The sequence below is a fragment of the Peptoniphilus sp. KCTC 25270 genome, assembly GCF_021012875.1.
Taxonomy (GTDB): domain Bacteria; phylum Bacillota; class Clostridia; order Tissierellales; family Peptoniphilaceae; genus JAJMZJ01.
Window position 1 is genome coordinate 513,489 of record NZ_JAJMZJ010000001.1, and the last position, 23,755, is coordinate 537,243.

Here is a 23,755-nt window from a genome sequence, read left to right on the forward strand (position 1 = left end):
TTTGTTTTATGAGGTATATATGAGAGAAGAATCAAAAAATATTCTAAATCCAGAATATCTGCCAAAACATATAGGTATTATAATGGACGGAAATGGACGTTGGGCTACAAATCGAAATCTCCCTCGTTTCATGGGGCATAAAGAAGGTTCATTGCGAGTTTTAGATATTGTAAAAAAATGCTATGAATTAAAAATTCCTTACTTAACTCTATTTGCTTTTTCAACGGAAAATTGGACTCGTCCTGAATCGGAAGTGAAGAATTTATTTTTATTGTTAAGAGGTTTTATCGAGAAGTATATCGATGAAATGAATGAAAATGAAATACGATTAAATGTAATTGGAGATATTTCTCCCTTAAAAGAAGATTTAAGGAAATCCATCGAAAACTCCTTAGAGTTAACAAAAAATAATAAAAAAATGGTTGTGAATATTGCCTTAAATTATGGCGGGCAAGATGAAATCATTATGGCTACAAAAAAAATCGCCGAAGAAGTAAAAAAAGGAAATCTGTTGCCAGAGGAAATCAGTAAGGAAACGTTTGAAAGCTATTTATATACTGCCCATCAACCTCCTATGGATCTTATGGTTCGTCCAAGTGGAGAATTAAGAGTAAGCAATTTTACTTTGTATCAAATGGCTTATAGTGAATTTTGGTTTTCTGATGTTCTATGGCCTGATTTTACACCAGAAGTGTTAGAGAAAGCATTGGGGGATTATATGAGTAGGAATCGTAGATTTGGAGGGATTTAATGTCAGAATTTAAGAAAAGGGTAATTACAGGTGTAATTGCTTTTATAGTATTGGCATTTTTTATTGTAATCGGTGGTTGGCCCTTTAAGTTGGCTATATTATTCGTTTCTCTAGCTCTATGTCACGAACTATCACATGCTTTGAAAAATAAAGACTATCATATCCCAGAACCTTTGATTCTACTAGGGTGTATCTTTCATTATATTGCATTTCAATTTGAACTACCTATGTTCATCGCTTTGGCGTTCTCTTGCTTTTTTTTACTAATCCAATTTCTTATTAACGATAATTTTCATTTGGAAGATGCAGCTGTAAGTGTTCTTATATTGGTATATATTCCATTCTTTTTATTTCCTATCATTCATTTAAGTGGAACCGTTTATATTTATTCTATTTTTGTTATTGCTTTTGCAACGGATATATTTGCCTACTTAACAGGTATGAGTATTGGAAAACATAAATTGATACCGAAAGTGAGCCCCAATAAAACCATTGAAGGGGCTATTGGAGGAATTGTTGGAGCAATTGTTTGCGGAGGCATTTATTTTTATTTTTCAGATATCAAGCTAACTTGGATTTATATTGTGTTCCTTGCAGCATCCTCTATTAGTGGGCAATTGGGGGATTTATTTGCATCAAAAATCAAACGAGAAACAGGAATCAAAGACTATGGAAAGGCTCTACCAGGACATGGTGGATTTATGGATCGATTTGACAGTATACTACTAATTATTCCTATGGTTTATTTACTGTATTGGATCCATTAAGGAGGTAGAATGGCAACTTTATTTGGTTCATTATTTGTATTCATGCTTATTATTGGCTTACATGAATTTGGTCATTTTTATATGGCTAAAAAAGCAGGAATACGTGTAAACGAATTTTCTATCGGAATGGGACCACAAGTTTTTAATAAAAAAAGAGGGGGGACAACCTATTCTCTACGGGCATTGCCCATAGGGGGATTTGTTGCAATGGAGGGAGAAGACGAACTTTCTTCCGACCCTAGAAGCTTTAACAACGCAAGCATTGGAAAGCGACTTGCTGTTGTTGCAAGTGGCGCTGGAATGAATTTTGTTTTAGCTATTGTAGCTTTCTTTTTATATACGGCAATTCTTGGTTATCCCACAGGAACTCCTGTTATCGGATCTCTTCAAGAAAATATGCCTGCAACGGAAGCTGGAATGGTTGCAGGAGATAAAATTATATCCATCAATGATAGAGAAGTTAGCAAATGGGAAGATATCTCAAAAATTGTATCGGAAGAAGATTCTACTCTAAAAATTCTTGTGGATCGGGGCGGGGAGACCCTCACCTTTTCCATGGAAAGCAAAGAGGAAAATGGAAGTAAATTTATAGGGGTTAGCCCTGTTTATGAAAGAGATATACTTCGCTCTGTAAAAGACGGTTTTGTGATGACAGGGGCGGTCATTGTCTCCATCATAGAAGTATTAAAAAATCTTTTTACGGGTGCTTTTTCTTTGGATGCCTTATCCGGTCCCGTAGGCGTTGTTCAAGTCATTGGACAAACAGCATCCAACGGTTTTGCTCCTCTTTTAATGATTACGGGGTTTATTTCTGCAAATCTAGGATTTATGAATCTTTTACCAATTCCAGCCCTCGATGGTGGGAAAATTGTATTTTTATTGATTGAAGCTCTTAGAGGGAAGCCTCTTAGCGAAAAAATCGAAATGAATTTATCATTAATAGGAATTGCCTTATTGTTCGGACTAATGATTTATGTAACCATTTTTGGAGATTTGGCTAGAATCATAGGATAGTTAGGAGAGAGATATGAGAAAAAATACAAAAGAGATTCGTGTAGGAGCGGTGCGTATTGGTGGCACAGCTCCTATTTCCATACAATCCATGTGCAATACAGACACAAAGGATGTGGAATCGACAGCAAAACAAATTCTTGCTATGGAATCAGAAGGAGTTGATATCGTTCGAATTGCCATTAACAATTTAGAAGATGCTCAAGCGATTCCTAAGATTAAAGAAAAAATTCATGTTCCCTTAATTGCCGACATTCAATTTGATTATCAACTGGCTTTATACGCTGTAGAATATGGCATTGACGGGCTTCGATTAAATCCAGGAAATATCGGAGAAAATTGGAAAATTGAGAAAGTGGTAAATGCTTGCAAAGAAAAAGGCATTTCCATTCGTGTAGGGGTAAATTCAGGATCTGTAAAACAAGAATTTTTGGACCAATACAATGGGGTCAATGCAGAAAGTATTTGTTATTCTGCATTGGAACAAATTAAGACCTTAGAATCTTTTGATTTTCATGACATAAAAGTTTCTCTAAAATCCAGCGATGTACGCTTGTCTGTCGAAGCCTATCGAAGATTTTCTGAAATGAGTGATTATCCTTTACATCTCGGTATTACAGAAGCGGGCCCTTCCTTTAAGGGAACGATAAAATCTGCTATTGGAATGGGATCTTTGCTTTTGGATGGAATTGGAGATACCATTCGTGTATCTTTAACGGCAGACCCTGTTGAAGAAGTAAAGGTAGCAAAAGAAATTTTGAAATCTTTAGATTTGCGACAAGAAGGAATCAATCTAATTTCTTGCCCTACTTGTGCGCGAACAAAAATTGATTTAATTCCTTTGGTAGAAGAAGCAGAAAAGCGTTTCTCTTCCTATACAGATAATTTGAAAATTGCCATAATGGGATGTATTGTAAATGGTCCAGGCGAAGCAAAAGAGGCCGATTATGGAATTACAGGAGGCAATGGAAAGGGTGTCGTCTTCAAAAAGGGCGAAATTGTTGCCACGGTAAAGGAAGAAGAGCTTTTGGACACGTTGTTTGAAATAATAGAAAGTGATCGAAATGAGCAACATTCATGAGCAATTGGATGCGTTCCATTGTAAAATAATAAAAATTCAATATTCCAAACAAAAACAAAAAATTCTTTTTCAAATGAAAGGAGATTCTTTTCATAGGCAAGAAATTTCTTCTATGCTTGAAAAAAGATATCCCATTTTAGGGGATATCCCCTATGAAATAGAATGGGAAAAAGAACGGGAAAAAGAACCAATTACCATAGAAAGTTTCAAAAAATATATTATTCATTTGTTACCTTCGGCCTGTAAGTGGGTTGAAAATTGCAATATACAGATCAATGAAGAAGAAATTTTTATTGAAGCCCCTAATCAAATGGTATTGGAGCGCTTAAATCAAGTAGTAAATATTTCAGCTTTAGGAAAGACTTTTCTTATAGAAAATCAAAGCTTAAATATTTCCTGTCAGACGGAATCTTGTTGTTCTGATGATTTCTGCACAAACTTAGTCGAAAAGGAAAACTCCATCTCTACGAATTTTCAGAAAGAATATCAAACGAGGGTTCCGAAAACCCCAACTCCCGCAAAATCTATCGAAGATTCTGAAGAAACTTATATTTTTGGGAAAAATAAATTTGATGAAGTATCCCTTCTATCGGAATGCTTATGTCCTTCAAAGGTAACCATTGAAGTGGATGTGTTTTCTATGGATGTTCGTGTCTTAAAGGATGGATTAACATTGGCGATGCTTTCTTGTACAGATGGAAGCGACAGTCGAATGGTAAAAGTTTTTGTAAAAAAAGAACAAAACGAAGATTTTTATAAAAATGTTAAAACAGGATCCCATTTATTGATTCAAGGGAAATATGATTTGGATAAATTTGATCAATCTCAAGTCATTATGGCCAGTAATATAATGCCTGTAGAGAAATTTAGAAGAGAAGATTCCTCCCCAGAAAAAAGAATCGAATTTCATCTTCATTCTAAAATGTCCAATACGGATGGAAAAAATTCCATTGATGAATATATAAAAAGAGCTGCATCCTGGGGACATAAGGCCATTGGATTAACCGATTATAACGTTGTACAAGCTTATCCTGAAGCAATGCACGCATCCCATAAACACAAAATCCAAGTTCTTTATGGTCTTGATGGAGATGTGGTAGATGATGAGAAGAAAATATATAAATATCACAACGACGAAGTGAATCCAGATCGGTTTGTCGTATTTGATATTGAAACCACTGGATTTTCTCCTAAAAATGATGAAGTAACAGAAATTGGTGCTGTGAAAATTGAAAATGGGCGGATCATTGAACGTTTTTCTGAATTTGTTAATCCTCAACGTAAAATTCCAGAAAAGATTGTTGAGCTTACAGGAATTACAGACGAGATGGTAAAAAATGCCGATCCCATTGAAAGGGTTTTGTCGCGTTTTGAAGATTTTATAGAGGACTGTATATTGGTCGCTCATAATGCCGATTTCGATTCGCGATTTATTGAATACCGAAGAAAAGGAAAAAACCCTATTCCAATTATAGATACTTTATTAATGGCTCAGTGTATAACTCAAGGAACCAAAAATTATAAATTAGGGACTTTGGCAAAATTCTATGGAATTTCATTAACCAATGCCCATAGAGCCGTACACGATGCAGAAGCTACAGCGGAATTGTTTTTAATTCTTAGAAAAAAAGCCATTGAACTAGGAAAAGTATCTCCAGAACAATGGAATACCCTAAGACATCCAAACCCCGAAAAACTTTTCCCTAATCATATGACCATCTACGCAAAAAATAGAGAAAGTTTATTTCATCTTTATAAGCTGATTTCAAAATCCCATATGGAAAATTTTTATCGCACGGCTCGTATTTTGCGTTCCGACTTAATCGAAAAACGTCCTCATTTTATATTGGGGACAGGAGGATCAGATGGAGAGCTTATGGACTCTTATTTGCGAGGCGCAAAAGAAGAAGAGTTGAAAAAAATTGCCCATTTTTACGATTTTATTGAAGTACAGCCTCCGATCCAATACGAAAAATTCTATAAAGATCGCCTATTATTGGATAAAGAGCAGATCGAAGAGATGATTCGCTATTTTATTGACTTAGGGAAACAGTTGAATATTCCTGTTATCGCCACAGGAAATGTTCACTATATGGAGCCGGAAGATGAAATCTTTCATGAAATTTTAACGTTAGCACAAAATAAATTTGGAGCAAAAGGAGAGGTCGGTGCTTTCTTCTATACAACCGAGGAAATGTTGAAAGCTTTTGAATTTTTAGGGGAAGAAGAGGCCAAAAAAATTGTTATTGATGCTCCTAATCATTTATTGAATGAATTTGAAGTCTTTGATCCTATTCCTTCAGGGAAATATCCACCTAAAATTGAAAATGCAGAGGAGGATTTGAAAAATCAAACTCTTGCTACCTCTCGGAAAATCTATGGAGATCCTTTGCCTGAAATTGTAGATGCACGTTTGAAAAAAGAGCTCGATTCTATTATTGGAAATGGATATGCTGTAATGTATAAAATTGCCCAAGAATTGGTGCAAAAATCAAACGATGATGGCTATTACGTTGGGAGCCGAGGGTCTGTAGGTTCTTCTCTGGTTGCAACAATGTCTGGTATTACGGAGGTAAATCCTCTAGATCCTCACTATGTTTGTCCCAATTGCCAATATAGTGAATTTATAACCGATGGAAGCTATAGTTCTGGAGTAGATTTGCCAGATAAGGCCTGTCCTCAATGTGGAACAGCGTTAAAAAAAGACGGCCATCAAATTCCTTTTGAAGTATTTTTAGGATTCTACGGGGACAAAGAACCAGATATTGATTTGAACTTTGCGGGAGAATATCAATCCAAAGCCCATAAATTTATTGAGGATACCTTTGGATCCGGCTATGTTTTCCGTGCAGGAACCATAGGCACACTAGCGGAAAAAACCGCTTATGGCTATGTTCAAAAATTTTGTGAACAAAATCAACTTGTAAAAAATCCAGTAGAAATTGATCGATTGAGTAAAGGAATTGTTGGAGTAAAACGAACCAGCGGACAACATCCTGGCGGAATCATGATTGTACCCAAAACCAACGATATCCATGAATTTACTCCTATTCAATATCCAGCGGATGATAAAAGAAAAAATGTAATTACCACACACTTTGATTATCATTCCATTAGTGAGAACATTTTGAAGCTAGATATTCTTGGCCACGATGCTCCGACTATTTTAAGAATGTTGGAAGACTTTACAGGAGTTTCCATGGATTCCATTAACATCCGCGACCCTAAAGTTATGGATTTGTTCTTAAGCTCAGATTCTTTGGAGATGAATGAAGATATTTTCAAAACAGAGACGGGAACTTTAGGAATCCCCGAATTTGGGACCAATTTTGTTATTAAAATGCTCAAGGAAACGCAACCAAAAACCTTTTCCGAATTGGTTAATATTTCTGGTTTATCTCACGGAACGGATGTATGGACGGACAACGCACAAACTCTCGTTAAAAATGGAGTGGCAAGCATCGGAGAAGTTATTTGTACTCGTGAAGATATTATGAATTATCTAATCCAAGCAGGGGCAGAAAATAAAATGGCTTTTGATGTTATGGAAGCCGTTCGAAAAGGGAAAGGACTTCCTGAAAAATATATATCGGATTTGAATGAATTGGTTCTTCCACCATGGTATTTGGAGAGTTGTCAAAAAATTAAGTACATGTTCCCAAAAGCCCATGCAGTTGCCTATGTAATGACCAGCGTTCGAATTGCATGGTATAAAGTCTATTATCCATTGGCTTTCTATGCCGCTTATTTTACAACAAAACTTTCTGATTTTAACGGGGCGATTATGATAAAAGGACTAGAAGGAATTCAAGACAGAATGAAAGAAATTGAAAGTTTGGAAAAAGAGCCTACGAAAAAGGAAAAAGATGAATACAACGTTTTACAAATCGCACTGGAGATGTATTCTAGAGGCTATGAATTTGCCCCTATTGATTTGTATGAATCTCACTACAACCGGTTCAAAATTTATGACGATAAGGTTCTTTTGCCATTCCAATCCCTACAAGGCGTTGGAGAAGTTGTTGCAAAAAATTTAATGGAAGAGGCACAAAAAGGAGAATTCTTATCTGTAGAAGATATGGTTCGTAGAACCTCTGCTTCTAAGTCGGTAATTGAAGCTTTAGAAGAAAATGGAGTTTTGGAAAAACTGCCAAAAAACAATCAGCTTAGCTTAATGGATATTATTGGATAATTTATAGAAAGTATGATATACTATATCTATAAGAAGACGTTGGCGGACTAGAGTGGGAATTCCCACTCTAGTTTTTTTAGCGGGAGGTGAACTTTGAAACAAAAAGAATTGATGACTCATTTGAATGAAATCGGCCAAAAAGCGGCTGAATCTATTGGTTACGAATTGGTAGAGGTAAAAATACAAAGAAAGCAGAACCCAAATATAGTTCTATTTGTTGTCTTTCATCCAGATGGAGTGAAAATCGATGACTGTTCCGTTATTTCAAAGAAAATTGATGAAGAAATGGATGCAGAATTGTTTGATCAACCGTATATGTTAGAAGTTTCTTCTCCAGGTTTAGATCGGCCTATAAAAACGCAAGATGACTTAAGAAGAAACAAGGGAAAACTTGTGGAAGCGCATCTTTATGTTCAACACGAAGGCCAAAAAGAATTTCATGGATATATAGAATCTTTTGATAAGGACACTGTTACATTAAAAATGGAAGACGAAGAAAGCTCTGTTACTTTACCACTTTCTTCTATCTCTCTAATGAGACAGCTCATCCTTTTTTAGGAGGAAAAAATGAACGAAGAATTTGTACAAGCTTTAAATGAAATCGAATCAGAGAAGGGAATTCCAAAAGAAGTTATTTTTGAAGCCTTAGAATCTGCGTTGATTTCTAGCTATAAAAAGAATTTTGGAACTTCTCAAAATGTATTGGTAGATATCAATCGTGAAACAGGAGATATTTCTATGTCAGCAGAAAGAGCGGTTGTAGAAGAAGTTTACGATGATATGGCTGAAATTTCTTTAGAAGAAGCAAAATCTATCAATAGCAAATATGAAATCGGGGATGTTTTGTATGAAAAAATAGCCCCTGAAAAATTTGGTAGAATCGCTGCTCAAACAGCAAAACAAGTCGTAATTCAAAGAATCAAAGACGCCGAAAGAGATATTATCTTTGATGATTTTACCGATCGAGAAAATGAAATTATTACGGGAGAAGTTCAAAGGGTCAATAAAGGAAATGTCTATGTGGACTTAGGAAAAACAGAAGCCATTTTGCCTTTATCTGAACAAATTAGAGGAGAACAATACAACCATAACGACCGATATAAAATGCTAATCCTTGAGGTAAGTAGAACCACAAAAGGACCACAAATTGTACTGAGCCGTTCTCATCCAAATCTTGTAAAAAGACTTTTTGAACTGGAAGTACCAGAAATTAATGATGGTATTGTAGAAATCTACTCTATTGCTAGAGAGGCTGGTTCTAGAACAAAAATTGCGGTCTTCTCTAAAGAAGAAGAAGTAGATCCATTGGGAGCCTGTGTAGGGTACAAGGGAAACCGTGTAAAAGCCATCGTTGATGAACTACATGATGAAAAAATTGATATTGTTATTTGGGAAAAGGATCCAGCGACCTTCATTGGGAATGCTTTAAGCCCTTCTAAAGTAGTAGATGTTTTTGTAGATACCAAGAGCAAATCTGCTTTAGTAATCGTCCCAGATTATCAATTGTCTTTGGCCATTGGAAAAGAGGGGCAAAATGCTCGTTTGGCCGCAAAATTAACCAATTGGAAAATCGATATAAAATCAGAAACACAATTCCAAGAATATCTAGATAATAATGAGCTAACAAAAGAAGATGTTGTTAAACTCTATGAAGAGGGAATTGGAGAAGAAGAGGGAGAAGAAGTTCTTACAGAAGATATAAAAGAGGAGACTTCTAATGACCTTCTTGAAAGTGAAATGGATACGGCTACAGAAAATGAAATGCATTTTTCTGACGAGGAGTAATTCATGCAAAAAGTAAGAAAAATACCTATGCGAAAGTGTATTGGGTGCGGAGAGTCGAAACCGAAGAACGAATTAATACGCGTTGTAAAAAACAAAGAAAATGAGGTTTTTTTAGATTTCACTGGTAAAGCCCATGGTAGGGGCGCTTACTTGTGTAAGGATGAAAATTGTTTGAATAAGGCCATTAAATCCAAAGGATTAAATCGGTCTTTTGGATGCGAGATTTCAAAGGAAGCATATGAAGAACTGAAGTCATCCTTAAAATAACGGAACCTCAAAAAAGGAGGTACTCCATTGTCAACTATGAGAGTGTACACATTAGCAAAAGAGTTAGGATTAAGTAGCAAAGATTTATTGCTTTTATTGCAAGATTTGAATATTGATGCAAAAAGTCATATGAGCACGATTGATGAAAAAGACAAACAAAAGGTTTTGGACAAAATTCAATCAGAAAGCAATCCAACAACTCCTAAAGAGAAAAAAGAAAGCGAAAAGAAGAATACAAAAGAATCGAAAGATTCTGAAGAAAAGAATTCCAAAAAAATAGAGAAAGAAAATAAGAAGTCCTCTGATAAGGAAAAAAACAAAGGCAAAAAAGAGAAAAAATCCTCTGAAGAAGACCCACGAGAAAATCTTTCAAACCACAATCGCAAAAATAAAAAGAACGTAGAACGTTTTAGCAAAAACAATCTAGGGGATGAGGAAGAAGAACCTACTAGACCTAGAAAAAAATCTCGAAGCCAAAAACGCCGAGAAAATAATGCAAAAAGAAAATCTCAAGAAGAAAATAAAGGGGATGAAACTATTATAAAGATCCAGGCGCCAATCACTGTTAAAGAATTCTCTGAAGCAATCGATGTTAATGTTGCTCAGATTATTAAAAAATTAATCGGCTATGGTATTATGGCTACGCAAAATGAAAGTATTGATGAAGATACGATTTTAATTTTAGCGGATGAATTTGGAAAAGAAGTAGAGTTCGGATTCGGTGATGATGAAAAATCAGTGGAAGAAATTTTTAATCTTGATGCAGAAGATCCTGAAGAATCTTTGAAACCAAGATCACCTGTTGTAACAGTTATGGGCCATGTTGACCATGGTAAAACATCACTATTGGATGTTATAAAAAAATCTCATGTTACAGCAAGTGAAGCAGGAGGAATTACACAACATATTGGAGCTTATACTGTAAATGTAAAAGGAAATAAGATTACTTTCCTAGATACTCCAGGCCATGAGGCATTTACGTCTATGCGTTCAAGAGGAGCAAGCATTACAGATATTGCCATCCTTGTTGTTGCAGCAGACGATGGTGTAATGCCACAAACCATTGAGGCAATTAACCATGCCAAAGCAGCAAATGTTCCAATTATTGTTGCGATTAATAAAATTGATCGCGAGGGCGCCAATGTAGATCGTGTAAAACAAGAGTTAACAGAGCACGGTTTAATCCCTGAAGATTGGGGCGGAGATACCATTACAGTAAATGTATCTGCCGTTACTAAAGAAGGGATTCCTGACCTATTAGAAATGATTCAATTGGTTGCAGAAGTACAAGAATTAAAAGCGAATCCAAACCGATTGGCTGTAGGTTCTGTTATTGAAGCAAAATTGGATAAAGGAAAAGGACCTATGGCAACGATTCTTGTGCAAAAAGGAACCTTAAACCATGGTGATTTCCTTGTTTCTGGTACAAGCTATGGGCATATCCGCGCCATGACAGATGATAAAAAGAAAAAAGTTAAAAAAGCAGGCCCATCTTCACCAGTTGTAGTTTTAGGATTAAATGAAGTTCCTAATGCTGGAGAAATGATTTATGCTGTTAAAGATGAAAAAACAGCAAAAGCTGCTGCAGCCAGAAATTTTGAAATCAACCGCGAAGAAAAATTGGCTTCAAAAAGCAAAATATCATTGGATAACCTATTTGATAAAATCAAAGAGGGCGAATTAAAAGACTTAAATATTATTGTTAAAGCAGATGTAAAAGGTACTGTTGAGGCAATCAATCAATCTCTAATGAAATTGTCAAATGAGGAAGTAAAAATCAACATTATCCATTCTGGTGCTGGCGGAATCAACGAAGGGGATGTTAACCTTGCTTCTGCTTCCAATGCTTTAGTTGTTGGATTCAACGTTCGTCCAAATATCAATGCCTTAGATTTAGCAAAACAAGAAGAGGTAGATATTCGCACTTACCGTGTGATTTACGACATTATCAACGACGTAAAAGCAGCGGTAAGCGGTCTATTGGAACCAACCATTGTAGAGGAAGTATTAGGACGTTGTGAAGTTCGCGATACTTTCAAATTACCAAATAACAATATTGTAGCTGGTATTTATGTACTAAAAGGCAAAATTGTTAGAAATGGATTGGTAAAAGTTCTACGAGATGACATTGTTATTTTCGAAGGACCTATCGCTTCCTTAAAGCGTTTCAAAGATGATGCAAAAGAAATTGCACAGGGATACGAAGGAGGTCTAATGGTAGACAATTTTAACGACATCAAAGTGAATGACCTTCTAGAATGTTACGTTGAAAAGGAAGTTAAGAAGGAGTTGGATTAATATGAATAACCGCCGAGTGAGCAGAATTTCTGAAGAAATAAAAAAAGAGCTTTCAGAAATTATTCAATATAAATTAAAAGATCCAAGAATTCCTCCGATTACAACGGTATCCTATGTGGATGTTACACGGGATTTATCTTTTGCAAATATTGGAATTTCCGTATTGGGAAATGAAGAAGAAAAAGAAAATGCCATCGAAGGCTTAAAAAGTTCCGAAGGTTTCATTAAAAAAGAGTTGGGGAACCGTCTAAAATTGCGAGCTATGCCAAAATTAATCTTTGGATTGGATGAAAGTATTAAAAAAGGCATGGAAATGCAAAAATTGATTAACGAAGTGAATCATCCTGGAGAATAATTTATGGATGAAAAATTAAAAGTTTACAACACTATCCAAGAATCTTCCACTATCGGGATTGCTTCTCATGTGAATCCCGATGGGGATAACTTAGGTTCCTGTGTGGCCATGCTACATGCGCTGAAAAATTTAGGAAAAAAAGTATATTTTTTAGATAATGATGAAGTTCCGGAGGATTTCCATTTTTTAGACTCTGTAAAGGATCGGTTTTCTGTTGATTCCTTTCCTGCTGCTTTGGACCTTTTAATTGTATTGGATTCATCTGACTTTGAGAGAATCGGAGAATCTCATTCCAAGCTTCTAGAAATTTCTAAGACCATTGTAAATATAGATCATCACAGAAGCAACCAAGGCTATGGAGACTATAATTTAGTTATGGAAAAAGCAACCTCTACAGGGGAAGTGGTCTATGACTTTTTAACGACTGTAAATCTTCCTATAACGGAACCAATGGCAACCGCTTTATATACGGCTATTTCAACAGACACTGGAAGTTTTCAATACGATTCTGTAAATAGTAAGACCCATCGCATTATCGCGGATTTATACGATAAGAAGGCAGATTCACAATTGGTGGTTCAAAATCTGTACCAATCCAAGTCTGTAGAAAAGGTTCGATTAATGGCTAGAGTTTTAGATAAAATAGAATTCTTTTTTGATGGTCTTGTGGCATTTTCTTCTTGTACACAAGAAGACTTAAATGAAACAGGTGCCAAGTCATCGGATACAGAAGGAATTATCGAACAAATTCGAAATATAAAAGGGATAGAACTGGCCGTTTTTGTGAAAGAAAAAGAGAATTTGAATCGAATTAGTCTTCGCTCAAAATCTTTTATCGATTGCACAAAGGTAGCTTCTGTGTACTCTGGAGGAGGACATGTAAGAGCTAGTGGCGCTACTTCTTATGATTCCTTATCCAAAACCAAAGAAACTCTACTAAAAAGAATAGAGCAGGTACTATAATGGAGGGAATTCTTCTAATTTACAAAGAAAAAGATTGGACATCCCACGATGTTGTAGCCAAAGTTCGAAGAATTTATAATACAAAAAAAGTAGGACATACGGGCACTTTGGATCCTATGGCAACTGGATTGTTACCAATTTGCATTGGCAGAGCAACGAAGTTGGCCGACTATATTTCCCAAGACCGAAAGGCCTATATTGCTTCTGCTGACTTTGGATACCAAACGAACACTTATGATATAACAGGAGAGGTTACAGAAAAATCTGATTCCATTCATTTGGAAGAGTTAGATTCTGTTTTTGAAAATTACCTAGGAGAAATACATCAAATTCCTCCCATGTTTTCTGCGATTAAAGTAAATGGAAAAAAATTATACGAATATGCACGAAAGGGAATGGAAATAGAGAGAAAATCTCGTAAAGTTACCATTTATTCTCTTAAAATTTTGGAAAGAAATAGCTCTTCTCTAAAATTTTATGTAGAGTGCTCTAGTGGAACTTATATTCGCAGTTTAATTGATTCTATGGGAAAAGATTTAGGTTGTTATGCCACAATGACTGATTTGGAAAGAGTTTCTGTCGGAGAATTTGACGTAAAAGAAGCGATTCCTATCTCTGAACTGGAAAAAGTATCTGAAGAAGAAAGAATTGAATTATTAAAACCTTTGGATCAAGCGATACAATTTTTACCTAGAGTAAATATCTCGAACCAATATCGTAAATATGCGTTAAATGGGAGAGCCATTCCTGTAAAAAATCTCCCCAAAGAAAAGATTGACTCCTATAGGGTTTATTTAGATAATGAATTTATTGGCCTTGGATTTTATACAAAAGAAAATGGACAAGCCTATTTTAGAATGAAAAAAGTTATTATTTAGAGGTGAAAATGAAAATAATAGAAATTGACTTAACCACAAAGGCAGAAGAACCTAGTTTCATAGCTCTTGGCAATTTTGATGGCGTCCATCTAGGTCATCAAAAATTAATTGAAACCGTAGTATCTTCTTCTCGAAAAGCCTCTATAAAAAGTTCCATTTTAATTTTTAAGGAACACACAAAAAACACATTAAAAGGGAAAGCTCCAGATTTAATTAGTTCCCAAGATATAAAATATAAACTCTTAGAATCTATGGGCGTTGATATCATTTATGAAATTGACTTTAACGAAGCAATCATGCAGCTTACTCCTGAAGATTTTGTCAATAATCTTTTATTTGATCATTTATTGGTTCGTGGTATTGTTGTTGGTTACGATTATAGATATGGCCATAAGGCGAAAGGAAATACCGACACGCTACAAGAGCATTGCGAAAAATTGGGAATCGACTTGCATATTATTGATGCCGTTTACAAAAATGGATCTGTTATTTCGAGCACCGTCATTCGCAAACACATTGCAGAAGGAAATATCGATTTAGCCAATGAGCTTTTAGGGCATAGATTTACTATCTCGGGGATTGTCCAAAAAGGGAAAGGCCTTGGAAAAACGATTAATATACCTACTGCAAATGTACCATTGCCTGAAAAAATTATCACACCAAAATTTGGAGTTTATTCTGGTTTTGTAAATTATAAAGAAAAAAAATATTTGGCTGCCATTAATGTGGGAAAAAATCCTACTTTTGAAGAAATTGTACCTCGCGTTGAGGTATATATTTATGATTTTAATGAGAATATCTACGGAGAAAAAATTGAGGTTGAGTTCGAGTACTATTTGCGTCCAGAAATTCGATTTGAAACTTTAGAGGAATTAATGGAACAGATGGACGCGGACCTTGAGGAAATACGCCAAAATTCCTCATTTTAGTTTACTTTTTACCACTTATATGGTATTATCTTATAGGTACCGTTTCTCGGCAAAACGATCCTCAACGTTTGCGGGGTAATGGTGAATGAAAATTTAGGAGGAAATTATGTTAACAAAAGAAGTAAAACAATCCATTATTAAAGAATACCAATTGAAAGAAGGAGATACAGGTTCTCCAGAAGTTCAAATTGCTGTATTAACTAGTCAAATTAATTCTTTAAATGAACATTTGAAAGAGCATAAAAAAGACCATCATTCAAGAAGAGGTCTTTTGAAAATGGTTGGTAAGAGAAGAAACCTTTTACGTTATCTAAAAAATAAAGATATCGAAAGATATAGATCTCTTATTGAACGTTTGAATATTAGAGGTTAGTTGTAAGAGCGGGGAATCCGCTCTTTCTTTTTAGAAAGAATTAAGGAGAAATCATGGCAAAGAAATATACAATGCAACTAAATGGTCAACCCTTAGAAGTAGAAATTGGTAAGGTTGCGAAACAAGCTAACGGAGCTTGTTTGGTTTGCCACGGCGAAAGTGTCGTGTTGGTTACAGCTACTGCATCTACTAAGGCAAAAGAAGGGGTAGATTTTTTACCATTAAGTTGCGATTACGAAGAAAAAATGTACTCTTCCGGAAAAATTCCTGGAGGATTTAATAAGCGTGAAGGTCGTCCTAGCAATGATGCTATTTTAGTAAGTCGACTAATTGACCGCCCAATTCGTCCACTATTCCCAGAAGATTACCACCATAGTCTTTCTGTTATGGCGACTGTACTATCTTATGATCCAAATTACCCAACAGATATTTTGGCAATGATTGGTTCTTCGATTGCTTTATCCATTTCAGATATTCCTTTCCAAGGACCTACTGGATCAATCCGCGTAGGTTATAAGGATGGGGAATATATTTTGAACCCATCTGTTGATGCACAAAAAGAATCAAAATTAAACTTAGTTGTATCTGGAACAGACAAAGCCATTATGATGGTGGAAGCTGCTGTGGATTTATTGGATGAAGAGCAAGTGTTAAAAGCCATTCTTTTGGCACATGAAGAAATTAAGAAAATTGTCGCTTTTGTAAACGAAATTACTTCAGAAATAGGGAAAGAAAAGCAAATTGTAGAAGCTTTTGACGTTCCTGAAAATGTAGAAAAGTTTATGAGAGACTCTGTTTATGATCTTGTTACAAATGCTTTGAATATTGCTGACAAAATGGAACAAGGCCATGAATTATCTAGAATCAAAGATGAATTTATAGCAAAATGTGAAGAAGATGAAGTCGAAATTGACGAATTTACAATTGGCTATATATTTGAAAAATTTACACAAGAAGCTTTTAGAAAACAAATCCTTGTAGATAAAAGAAGAAGCGATGGTCGTTCTTTCACACAAATTCGTCCATTAAGTTCTGAAGTGGGACTATTGCCAAGAACGCATGGTAGTGGTTTATTTACAAGAGGACAAACCCAAGCACTAAGTGTTGTAACGTTGGCTGGCTTAGGAGATGGACAAATTATTGATGGATTGGATCCAGAATATACAAAAAGATACGTTCATCACTACAACTTCCCTCCATTCTCTGTTGGGGAATCACGCCCTCCTAGAAGCCCAGGTAGACGTGAAATTGGGCATGGAAACTTGGCGGAGAGAGCCTTAATTCCCGTTCTTCCAACTGCAGATGAATTCCCTTATTTTATTCGTGTTGTATCAGAAGTTTTGGAATCTAACGGTTCTTCTTCTCAAGCAAGTATCTGTGGATCTACCTTATCTCTAATGGATGCGGGTGTTCCGATTCAAAATCCTGTTGCAGGAATCGCCATGGGATTGATTAAAGATGAAGGAGACCCTGTTATTTTAACGGATATTCAAGGGTTGGAAGACCATTACGGAGATATGGACTTTAAAGTAGCTGGTACGGCAGATGCAATTACAGCCTTGCAAATGGATATTAAAATTGATGGTGTTGATGAAAATATATTAAGAACTGCCTTGAAACAAGCGAAAGAGGCTAGACTCGAAATTTTAGATCATTTACATGGTACAATTGAAGCACCAAGAAGTGAGCTTTCTAAATATGCTCCAATGATTACAACATTATTAATTGATCCTGATAAAATAGGAGAAGTTATCGGTAGCGGTGGAAAAACCATTCATAAAATTGTCGATGAAACAGGAGCAAACATTGAAATTGAAGATGATGGTAGAGTCTCTATTATCGCTTCTGATATGGAATCGGGAAATCGAGCAAAACAAATTGTTTCTGAAATTGTAAATGAAATCAAAGAAGGAGACATTTATAAAGGAAAAGTTACAAAGATTGTGAACTTTGGCGCCTTTGTTGAAGTACAATGGGGCAAAGAAGGTTTGCTTCATATTTCTCAATTGGAACATAGAAGAGTAGAAAATGTAGAAGATGTTCTAAAAGAAGGAGATATTGTTGAAGTAAAAGTTATTGGCTTAGATAAAGGGAAAATTAGCTTATCTAGAAAAGCTTTATTGCCAAAACCTGAACGCCAAGAGAAAAAATCGGAAGAGCAATAAAAAAACCGCTTCGGCGGTTTTTTTTGAAGAAATATGGAGGTCTTATGAAAGTTTATCTTTACAATAAATCATCAAATCCCATTCCTGAATATGCAACAATAGGGTCTGCGGGGGTAGATTTGCACGCAGATCTTTCCTCTGAAATGGTTATTGAACCTGGTAAGAGAGCTCTTGTTCCTACAGGAATCCACTTAGAACTTCCCAATGGAATCGAAGCACAAATTCGCGGAAGATCTGGTTTATCCATAAAAAAAGGCGTTGGATTGGCAAATGGAATTGGAACTATTGACAGTGATTATAGAGGAGAAATCAAAGTTATACTTATCAATTGGGGGGATGAGCCTTTTGTCATTCATCATGGGGACCGTATCGCTCAAATGGTATTTGCAAAATATGAACAACCAGAATTTGTTGAGGTAAAATCTTTGGAAGCTCTTAGTGAAACCGAGCGAGGAGAGGGAGGATTTGGACATTCTGGCGTATAAATTATAACTCTTTTCACGATTTGAATCCTTCTATGATATAATAATAGAAACGAACATATATTTGATTTGGAGGATTTATGACAAGAAAAACAGGAAGTAAAAATAAAAAAAATAAAAGTTCAAATAAATTTTCTGAATTTGAAATGCGTCAAAGGCAACAAATATTGGGAGGATTTTTCTTAATATTGGCCATATTGTTTTTTGTGAGCCTTTTAAGTACGGAAATGGGAATTTTTGGAGAGTTTATTCGCAAATCCTTCCATATCTTAATGGGAAAAAGCAGCTATGTATTTTCTATTTTATTGGCTGTTATTGGAAGTTTTTACATTTTCCAAACCCCTTCCTATACAAAAAAAAGAATTTTTTTAGCCACCGGTGTTTTGTTTTTAACTTCTTTGGTTTATTTTCAAGCCAATTCACAGTTAAGCTCTTTAACTTGGTCCAATCGAGTGGAGAGAGCTTCCTTTCCTCCTGTTGATGGAGGAATCTTAGGAGAATACATTGGAGAGGCCTTTATTCAATTTTTAGGAACTGTAGGAACGAGCATTCTATTGATTGCTTTACTGATTTTTTCTATTTCTTTACTAATTACCAAAGAAACGAGACAAAAAATAGTTCAATGGACTCAAAGAAAGTATTCTGAACTTAAAGAAGCAAAAGAAACAAAAAAATCCAAAGAAATGGATCAATCCATCCAAAAAACTTCTTCTAAGAGAAAACCCTCTAAAGAACGAGAAAAAATACAAGAGGGTAACGAATCTCTTCGATCTTCTTCCGAGATTTTTTACGAAGAAAATCATTTGAATAAAGAGCCTGTTATTGTGGACTACAGACCCACTACTCCTGCAAAACCTGTTAAAGAAACCAAATTGAAACAGGAAGAAAAAACGGCTTTTGAACAAGAAATCCGATTGGAGGAAGAGGCTGAATCTTATGAGTATCCTTCTTTGGAGTTGCTAAACGAATACGAAAACACAAGGGTGGATGACAATGAATTGATCAAAAGGAATGCTCGATTGATTGAAGAAACAATGGAAAACTTCAATATCGATTGTAAGGTTAGTTCTATTAATCGAGGTCCCTCTATTACTTGTTATGAATTGCTTCCCGCTCCTGGAGTACGGTTGAATCGAATTGTAGCTCTTTCAGACAATTTGTCTTTAAGTTTGGCGAGTCCCGATATTCGTATAGAGGCACCAATTCCTGGTAAATCTGCCGTTGGAATCGAGGTCCCAAACTCTGAAAAAGATAGCGTTTCTTTGAAGGAAATTTTATCCAGCGATGAATTTAAGAAGATTGATACAAAGGTTCCTCTCTCTTTAGGAAAAGACGTAAGTGGGAAAACCATTATTTCTTCCATAGATAAAATGCCTCATTTATTAATTGCTGGGGCAACTGGTTCAGGAAAATCTGTATGTATCAATACAATTTTAATGAGCATTTTATACAAGTCTTCACCGAATGATGTGAAATTAATTCTTATTGATCCTAAAGTTGTGGAATTAGGAATTTATAATAATATTCCCCATCTTTTGATTCCTGTCGTTACCGATGCAAAAAAGGCAGCCTTTGCTTTATCTTGGGCTGTGGATGAAATGGAGAAAAGATACAAATCTTTTGCTGCTGAAGGAGTAAGAGATATTAATGGATACAATCACAAAGTAGATACAGAAGAAATCAAAGATAGAAAAATGCCTAGAATTGTTATTGTTGTTGATGAATTGTCAGATTTAATGATGGTTGCAGCTAAAGAGGTAGAAGATTATATTACACGTCTTGCTCAAATGGCTCGTGCCGCAGGAATTCACTTGATTATTGCAACTCAAAGACCTTCTGTAGATGTTATTACAGGTACAATTAAGGCCAACATCCCTTCCCGCATTGCTTTTGCTGTATCTTCCCAAATTGATTCTCGAACCATTTTGGATATGGGGGGAGCAGAAAAATTATTGGGGAAAGGGGATATGCTTTTTTATCCGAATTCCGCTCCAAAGCCAATTCGATTGCAGGGAGCCTTTGTAAGCGATGAAGAGGTGGAGAAGGTCATCGATTTTATAAAAAATAATTCTCAAGAAAGTGAATACAATAACGAGGCCATTGAAGCCGTAGAAAGTAAAATCTCTGCCGATTTAACAGATAGAGATGAACTTTTAGATGAAGCAATCCGCTTAGTCCTTACCCAGGAACAAGCCTCTATTTCTTTTATTCAAAGAAAGTTAAAGGTTGGCTATGCAAGAGCCGCACGGATTGTTGATCAAATGGAAGAAACCGGGATTATTGGTCCTCATGAAGGATCTAAACCTAGAAAAATTGTTTTATCAGATGAAGAAATTAATGAATATTTGAATAGTGAGGAAGAATAGTATGAAAGTATCTATTGTTACATTGGGGTGTTCAAAAAACGATGTAGATACAGAACAAATGAAAGCCCTTCTTGATGAAGAAAAATATACCTTTACCTCTAATCTAAAAGAGGCAGAGGCTATTGTTGTAAATACTTGTGGTTTTATTGACCAAGCGAAGGAAGAGTCTGTTGATACCATTTTAGAAATGGCTGAATTCAAAAAAACAGGCCAACTTAAAAACCTTCTTCTGGCTGGTTGCTTAGCTCAACGATATCCTGATGAACTTTTAGAATTGATTCCTGAAGCGGATGGAATCATTGGCCCTGGATATCTATCTTCTATTAATGAAGCTCTTGATGGTATGCGAGCAGGAGAGGTTGTTAAATATACAGAAGTGATAGAAGCTCCTTATCTTGAAAATGTCTTTCGAAAAGAAGTCCACGTAACAGAATACGTGAAAATTTCTGAAGGTTGCAATAACAATTGCACGTATTGCATTATTCCAAAATTAAAAGGGAAAAACCGTAGTAGAAAGATGGAAGATATCCTAGAGGAAGTCCGTTATTTAGCAGAAAATGGTTGCAAAGAAGTGATTCTAATTGGACAAAATACAACGGACTACGGAATTGATTTATATAATGAGTACAAACTATCGGAATTATTACATGAATTAGAATCCATTGAAGACTTAAAATGGATCCGCATTTTATACGCTTATCCAGATCATTTTACAGATGAACTTATCTATGAGTTAAAAAATAACTCAAAAGTTGTTCCTTATATAGATATTCCTTTGCAACATATTTCTGATTCTATATTAAAGAAAATGGCACGTCGTACTTCCAAAAAAGAAATTCTTTCTCTTATCTCAAAATTGCGACAGGAAATTCCCAATATGGTTCTTCGTAGTACTTTTATTGTAGGATTCCCAGGAGAAACAGAAGAAGACTTTGAAGAGTTAATGGAATTTATAGAACAATACCCATTGAATCGTGTTGGCTGTTTCATCTATTCCAAAGAAGAAGGAACTCCGGCTGCATTATTGCCTAATGAAGTTGAGGAGAGTATAAAAGAAGAAAGACAACGTATTTTAATGGAAAAACAGTATGAAATTTCCAACCAGATAATGGAAAATTATCTAGAAGAGACAATTGAATGTTTGGTTCAAGAAAAAGTGGAAGACGGGTTATTTATTGGCCGTACTTTGTATGATGCACCAGATATTGATGGAGTGATTTACATTCGTACCAAAGAAGATTTAGACATAGATTCTTTCATCATGGTCCATGTAGATGAGTCTATGGAATACGATTTAGGAGGTGATTTTGTTGAATATAGCAAATAAACTTACTGTTTTTCGCATTCTTTTGGTGCCTTTCTTCGTATTTTTTCTTATGCAAGAAAGTTCTTCTATGCAACTTCTTGGAGCCATAATTTTTACGGTGGCTGCTACTACGGATTTTCTGGACGGATATTTGGCTAGAAGTCGAAATTTGGTAACAACCTTTGGAAAATTTGCTGATCCTTTAGCAGATAAAATCCTTACTATGAGCGCCTTTGTTCTATTGGTTGAGCAGGAAATCTTACCTGCGTGGGGAGTTATTATCATTATTTCAAGAGAATTTATTGTTACTGGATTCCGTATTTTGGCCGCTTCAAACGATATTACAATCGCTGCCAGTCCTTATGGTAAGGCAAAAACGATTGCTCAATTGATTGCTTTGATTTGGATTTTATTCCAAAATATTTTGCCTTTATCCATAGGTATTGTTATTTTTTATATTTCTTTGGCCCTTACCGTAATTAGTGGCATTGACTATTTATACAAAAATCGCGAGATTATGGACCTAAACAATTTATAGGAGAAGACTATGAAAGCTGAGATTATTACTGTTGGCACAGAACTATTAATAGGAAATGTTATAGACTCTAATTCCGTTTATTTATCTAGACGCCTAACGGAGCTTGGAATTGATGTTCGATTCCATACATCAGTTCGAGACAATAGAGAGGATTTGTACCATGCCATTCAAATCGCATTGGAACGCTGTGATTATTTGTTTTTAGCTGGTGGATTAGGACCAACGGATGACGATTTAACAAAAGAAGTTCTAGCAGAAGTCCTAGGTAAAGAACTTCTTTTAAGCGATGAAACTTGGGAGTTAATAAAGAAAAGACTGGAGTTTTTCTCAAAAAAAATAACACCAAACAACAAAAAACAAGCATTGTATATTGATGGTTCTTATATCATTCCAAATCCAAACGGTTCTGCTCCTGGAGAATATATTGAGATGGATCATTGCAAAGTTTTTTTATTGCCCGGTCCTCCAAAAGAATTTGAACCGATGGCAGATGGGATTTTGGATACTTATTTCAAAGATATTTATGAAGAATTTTTTATTGAATCCTTAAATTTATGTTTTATTGGAGAATCTCAGTGCGAAGAACAAATTCGTCTTCTTAAATTAGAAAAAGATTATTTAGAAATAAATACCTTTGCGAAAACTCACGAAGTAGAAATTAAAATCATTGCCAATGCTTCTGCGGAAAATAAAGAGATGGTAAAACATGATTTTGAAGAAGCGATTTCTGTGCTAAAGGAACATTTTCAGGATTACATCTATGCTATTGGACAGACAACCATTCCAAAAACTCTTGTTTCTATCCTAAGAGAAAAAGGAAAAACTATTTGTTTTGCTGAATCGGTAACCTGTGGATTATTACCAAATTTAATTGGATCCGTTCCTGGAGCTAGTGATTGTCTAAAGGAAAGTTTTGTTGTCTATTCCAATGAATCCAAAGTGAACTTGTTAAAAGTCAATCCAGAAGAAATCGGTGAATATTCTGTTGTTAGCCAAAAAGTGGCTTCCTCTATGAGCAAAGGAGCTTACGAGCTGTCTAAAGCAGATTTTGTCATTAGTACGACTGGAGAAGCAGGCCCTACCACCTCCTCCAATGAAAGTCCTGGCACCGTATGTTATTCCATACGATGCGGGGGAGAAGAAGTCGCCAATGAAAAAGTTCATTTTTTAGGAAATCGAGAAGAAGTTCGATTAAGAGCCGCTAAATATATTCTTGGAAAAACTATTTTCTTATTAAAGGAGGAATAA

At 35.4% G+C, this 23,755-nt stretch carries 20 protein-coding genes; all 20 read left to right on the top strand.

The window, feature by feature from the left end; translation table 11 throughout:
- The first annotated feature begins 19 nt into the window (after positions 1-19).
- The 20 genes from LQU94_RS02485 (at position 20) to LQU94_RS02580 (ending at position 23,755) form a co-directional block, all read left to right on the top strand.
- Positions 20-751 (top strand): isoprenyl transferase, encoded by a 732-nt coding sequence (locus tag LQU94_RS02485; protein WP_230634938.1) that lies wholly within the window; start codon positions 20-22, stop codon positions 749-751.
- Positions 751-1,518, top strand: coding sequence for a phosphatidate cytidylyltransferase (locus tag LQU94_RS02490; protein WP_230634940.1), 768 nt, complete (start codon positions 751-753; stop codon positions 1,516-1,518). Before LQU94_RS02485 ends, LQU94_RS02490 begins: the two co-directional genes overlap by 1 nt.
- 9 nt (positions 1,519-1,527) lie before the next feature.
- Complete coding sequence (gene rseP / locus LQU94_RS02495; protein WP_230634942.1) at positions 1,528-2,532, top strand: RIP metalloprotease RseP; 1,005 nt, start codon at positions 1,528-1,530, stop codon at positions 2,530-2,532.
- A 13-nt stretch (positions 2,533-2,545) separates the two neighbouring features.
- A complete protein-coding gene (gene ispG / locus LQU94_RS02500) occupies positions 2,546-3,610 on the top strand; it encodes a flavodoxin-dependent (E)-4-hydroxy-3-methylbut-2-enyl-diphosphate synthase (RefSeq protein ID WP_230634944.1) in 1,065 nt (354 codons plus the stop codon).
- On the top strand, positions 3,594-7,802 hold the full coding sequence (locus tag LQU94_RS02505; protein ID WP_230634946.1) for a PolC-type DNA polymerase III: 4,209 nt from the start codon (positions 3,594-3,596) through the stop codon (positions 7,800-7,802). The genes ispG and LQU94_RS02505 overlap by 17 nt, the downstream gene beginning before the upstream one ends.
- A 93-nt stretch (positions 7,803-7,895) precedes the next feature.
- The gene (gene rimP / locus LQU94_RS02510; protein WP_230634948.1) at positions 7,896-8,360 is read left to right on the top strand and encodes a ribosome maturation factor RimP; all 465 of its coding nucleotides are present in this window, start codon (positions 7,896-7,898) and stop codon (positions 8,358-8,360) included.
- 9 nt (positions 8,361-8,369) lie between these two features.
- Positions 8,370-9,587, top strand: a complete 1,218-nt coding sequence (gene nusA / locus LQU94_RS02515; protein WP_230634950.1) for a transcription termination factor NusA — start codon at positions 8,370-8,372, stop codon at positions 9,585-9,587.
- A gap of 3 nt (positions 9,588-9,590) precedes the next feature.
- Entirely contained in the window at positions 9,591-9,854 is a 264-nt protein-coding gene (rnpM, locus tag LQU94_RS02520) for an RNase P modulator RnpM (protein ID WP_230634952.1), read from the top strand.
- A gap of 27 nt (positions 9,855-9,881) precedes the next feature.
- Positions 9,882-12,152, top strand: coding sequence for a translation initiation factor IF-2 (gene infB, locus LQU94_RS02525; RefSeq protein WP_230634954.1), 2,271 nt, complete (start codon positions 9,882-9,884; stop codon positions 12,150-12,152).
- A gap of 1 nt (position 12,153) precedes the next feature.
- The gene (gene rbfA / locus LQU94_RS02530; protein WP_230634956.1) at positions 12,154-12,507 is read left to right on the top strand and encodes a 30S ribosome-binding factor RbfA; all 354 of its coding nucleotides are present in this window, start codon (positions 12,154-12,156) and stop codon (positions 12,505-12,507) included.
- A gap of 3 nt (positions 12,508-12,510) precedes the next feature.
- Entirely contained in the window at positions 12,511-13,470 is a 960-nt protein-coding gene (locus LQU94_RS02535) for a bifunctional oligoribonuclease/PAP phosphatase NrnA (RefSeq protein ID WP_230634958.1), read from the top strand.
- The gene (truB, locus tag LQU94_RS02540) at positions 13,470-14,348 is read left to right on the top strand and encodes a tRNA pseudouridine(55) synthase TruB (protein WP_230634960.1); all 879 of its coding nucleotides are present in this window, start codon (positions 13,470-13,472) and stop codon (positions 14,346-14,348) included. Before LQU94_RS02535 ends, truB begins: the two co-directional genes overlap by 1 nt.
- 8 nt (positions 14,349-14,356) lie before the next feature.
- Positions 14,357-15,277 (top strand): bifunctional riboflavin kinase/FAD synthetase, encoded by a 921-nt coding sequence (locus tag LQU94_RS02545; protein ID WP_230634962.1) that lies wholly within the window; start codon positions 14,357-14,359, stop codon positions 15,275-15,277.
- Positions 15,278-15,383: 106 nt separating this feature from the next.
- Positions 15,384-15,650, top strand: a complete 267-nt coding sequence (gene rpsO, locus LQU94_RS02550; protein ID WP_230634964.1) for a 30S ribosomal protein S15 — start codon at positions 15,384-15,386, stop codon at positions 15,648-15,650.
- A gap of 53 nt (positions 15,651-15,703) precedes the next feature.
- Entirely contained in the window at positions 15,704-17,815 is a 2,112-nt protein-coding gene (gene pnp / locus LQU94_RS02555) for a polyribonucleotide nucleotidyltransferase (protein WP_230634966.1), read from the top strand.
- A gap of 44 nt (positions 17,816-17,859) precedes the next feature.
- Positions 17,860-18,300: a dUTP diphosphatase gene (gene dut / locus LQU94_RS02560; protein WP_230634968.1), complete on the top strand. Its 441-nt coding sequence runs from the start codon at positions 17,860-17,862 to the stop codon at positions 18,298-18,300.
- A 77-nt stretch (positions 18,301-18,377) separates the two neighbouring features.
- Positions 18,378-20,663 (top strand): DNA translocase FtsK, encoded by a 2,286-nt coding sequence (locus LQU94_RS02565; RefSeq protein ID WP_230634970.1) that lies wholly within the window; start codon positions 18,378-18,380, stop codon positions 20,661-20,663.
- A 1-nt stretch (position 20,664) separates the two neighbouring features.
- Positions 20,665-21,990, top strand: coding sequence for a 30S ribosomal protein S12 methylthiotransferase RimO (gene rimO, locus LQU94_RS02570; RefSeq protein WP_230634972.1), 1,326 nt, complete (start codon positions 20,665-20,667; stop codon positions 21,988-21,990).
- Positions 21,974-22,507, top strand: coding sequence for a CDP-diacylglycerol--glycerol-3-phosphate 3-phosphatidyltransferase (gene pgsA, locus LQU94_RS02575; RefSeq protein WP_230696354.1), 534 nt, complete (start codon positions 21,974-21,976; stop codon positions 22,505-22,507). Before rimO ends, pgsA begins: the two co-directional genes overlap by 17 nt.
- A 9-nt stretch (positions 22,508-22,516) precedes the next feature.
- Positions 22,517-23,755: a competence/damage-inducible protein A gene (locus LQU94_RS02580; protein WP_230634974.1), complete on the top strand. Its 1,239-nt coding sequence runs from the start codon at positions 22,517-22,519 to the stop codon at positions 23,753-23,755.

Coding starts and splice junctions, on each gene's coding strand:
- LQU94_RS02580 (WP_230634974.1), top strand. CDS start 22,517: ATGAAAGCTGAGATTATTACTGTTGGCACAGAACTATTAATAGGAAAT.
- LQU94_RS02535 (WP_230634958.1), top strand. CDS start 12,511: ATGGATGAAAAATTAAAAGTTTACAACACTATCCAAGAATCTTCCACT.
- LQU94_RS02490 (WP_230634940.1), top strand. CDS start 751: ATGTCAGAATTTAAGAAAAGGGTAATTACAGGTGTAATTGCTTTTATA.
- nusA (WP_230634950.1), top strand. CDS start 8,370: ATGAACGAAGAATTTGTACAAGCTTTAAATGAAATCGAATCAGAGAAG.
- dut (WP_230634968.1), top strand. CDS start 17,860: ATGAAAGTTTATCTTTACAATAAATCATCAAATCCCATTCCTGAATAT.
- LQU94_RS02485 (WP_230634938.1), top strand. CDS start 20: ATGAGAGAAGAATCAAAAAATATTCTAAATCCAGAATATCTGCCAAAA.
- truB (WP_230634960.1), top strand. CDS start 13,470: ATGGAGGGAATTCTTCTAATTTACAAAGAAAAAGATTGGACATCCCAC.
- ispG (WP_230634944.1), top strand. CDS start 2,546: ATGAGAAAAAATACAAAAGAGATTCGTGTAGGAGCGGTGCGTATTGGT.
- LQU94_RS02565 (WP_230634970.1), top strand. CDS start 18,378: ATGACAAGAAAAACAGGAAGTAAAAATAAAAAAAATAAAAGTTCAAAT.
- rnpM (WP_230634952.1), top strand. CDS start 9,591: ATGCAAAAAGTAAGAAAAATACCTATGCGAAAGTGTATTGGGTGCGGA.
- LQU94_RS02505 (WP_230634946.1), top strand. CDS start 3,594: ATGAGCAACATTCATGAGCAATTGGATGCGTTCCATTGTAAAATAATA.
- rpsO (WP_230634964.1), top strand. CDS start 15,384: ATGTTAACAAAAGAAGTAAAACAATCCATTATTAAAGAATACCAATTG.
- rbfA (WP_230634956.1), top strand. CDS start 12,154: ATGAATAACCGCCGAGTGAGCAGAATTTCTGAAGAAATAAAAAAAGAG.
- pnp (WP_230634966.1), top strand. CDS start 15,704: ATGGCAAAGAAATATACAATGCAACTAAATGGTCAACCCTTAGAAGTA.
- LQU94_RS02545 (WP_230634962.1), top strand. CDS start 14,357: ATGAAAATAATAGAAATTGACTTAACCACAAAGGCAGAAGAACCTAGT.
- rseP (WP_230634942.1), top strand. CDS start 1,528: ATGGCAACTTTATTTGGTTCATTATTTGTATTCATGCTTATTATTGGC.
- rimO (WP_230634972.1), top strand. CDS start 20,665: ATGAAAGTATCTATTGTTACATTGGGGTGTTCAAAAAACGATGTAGAT.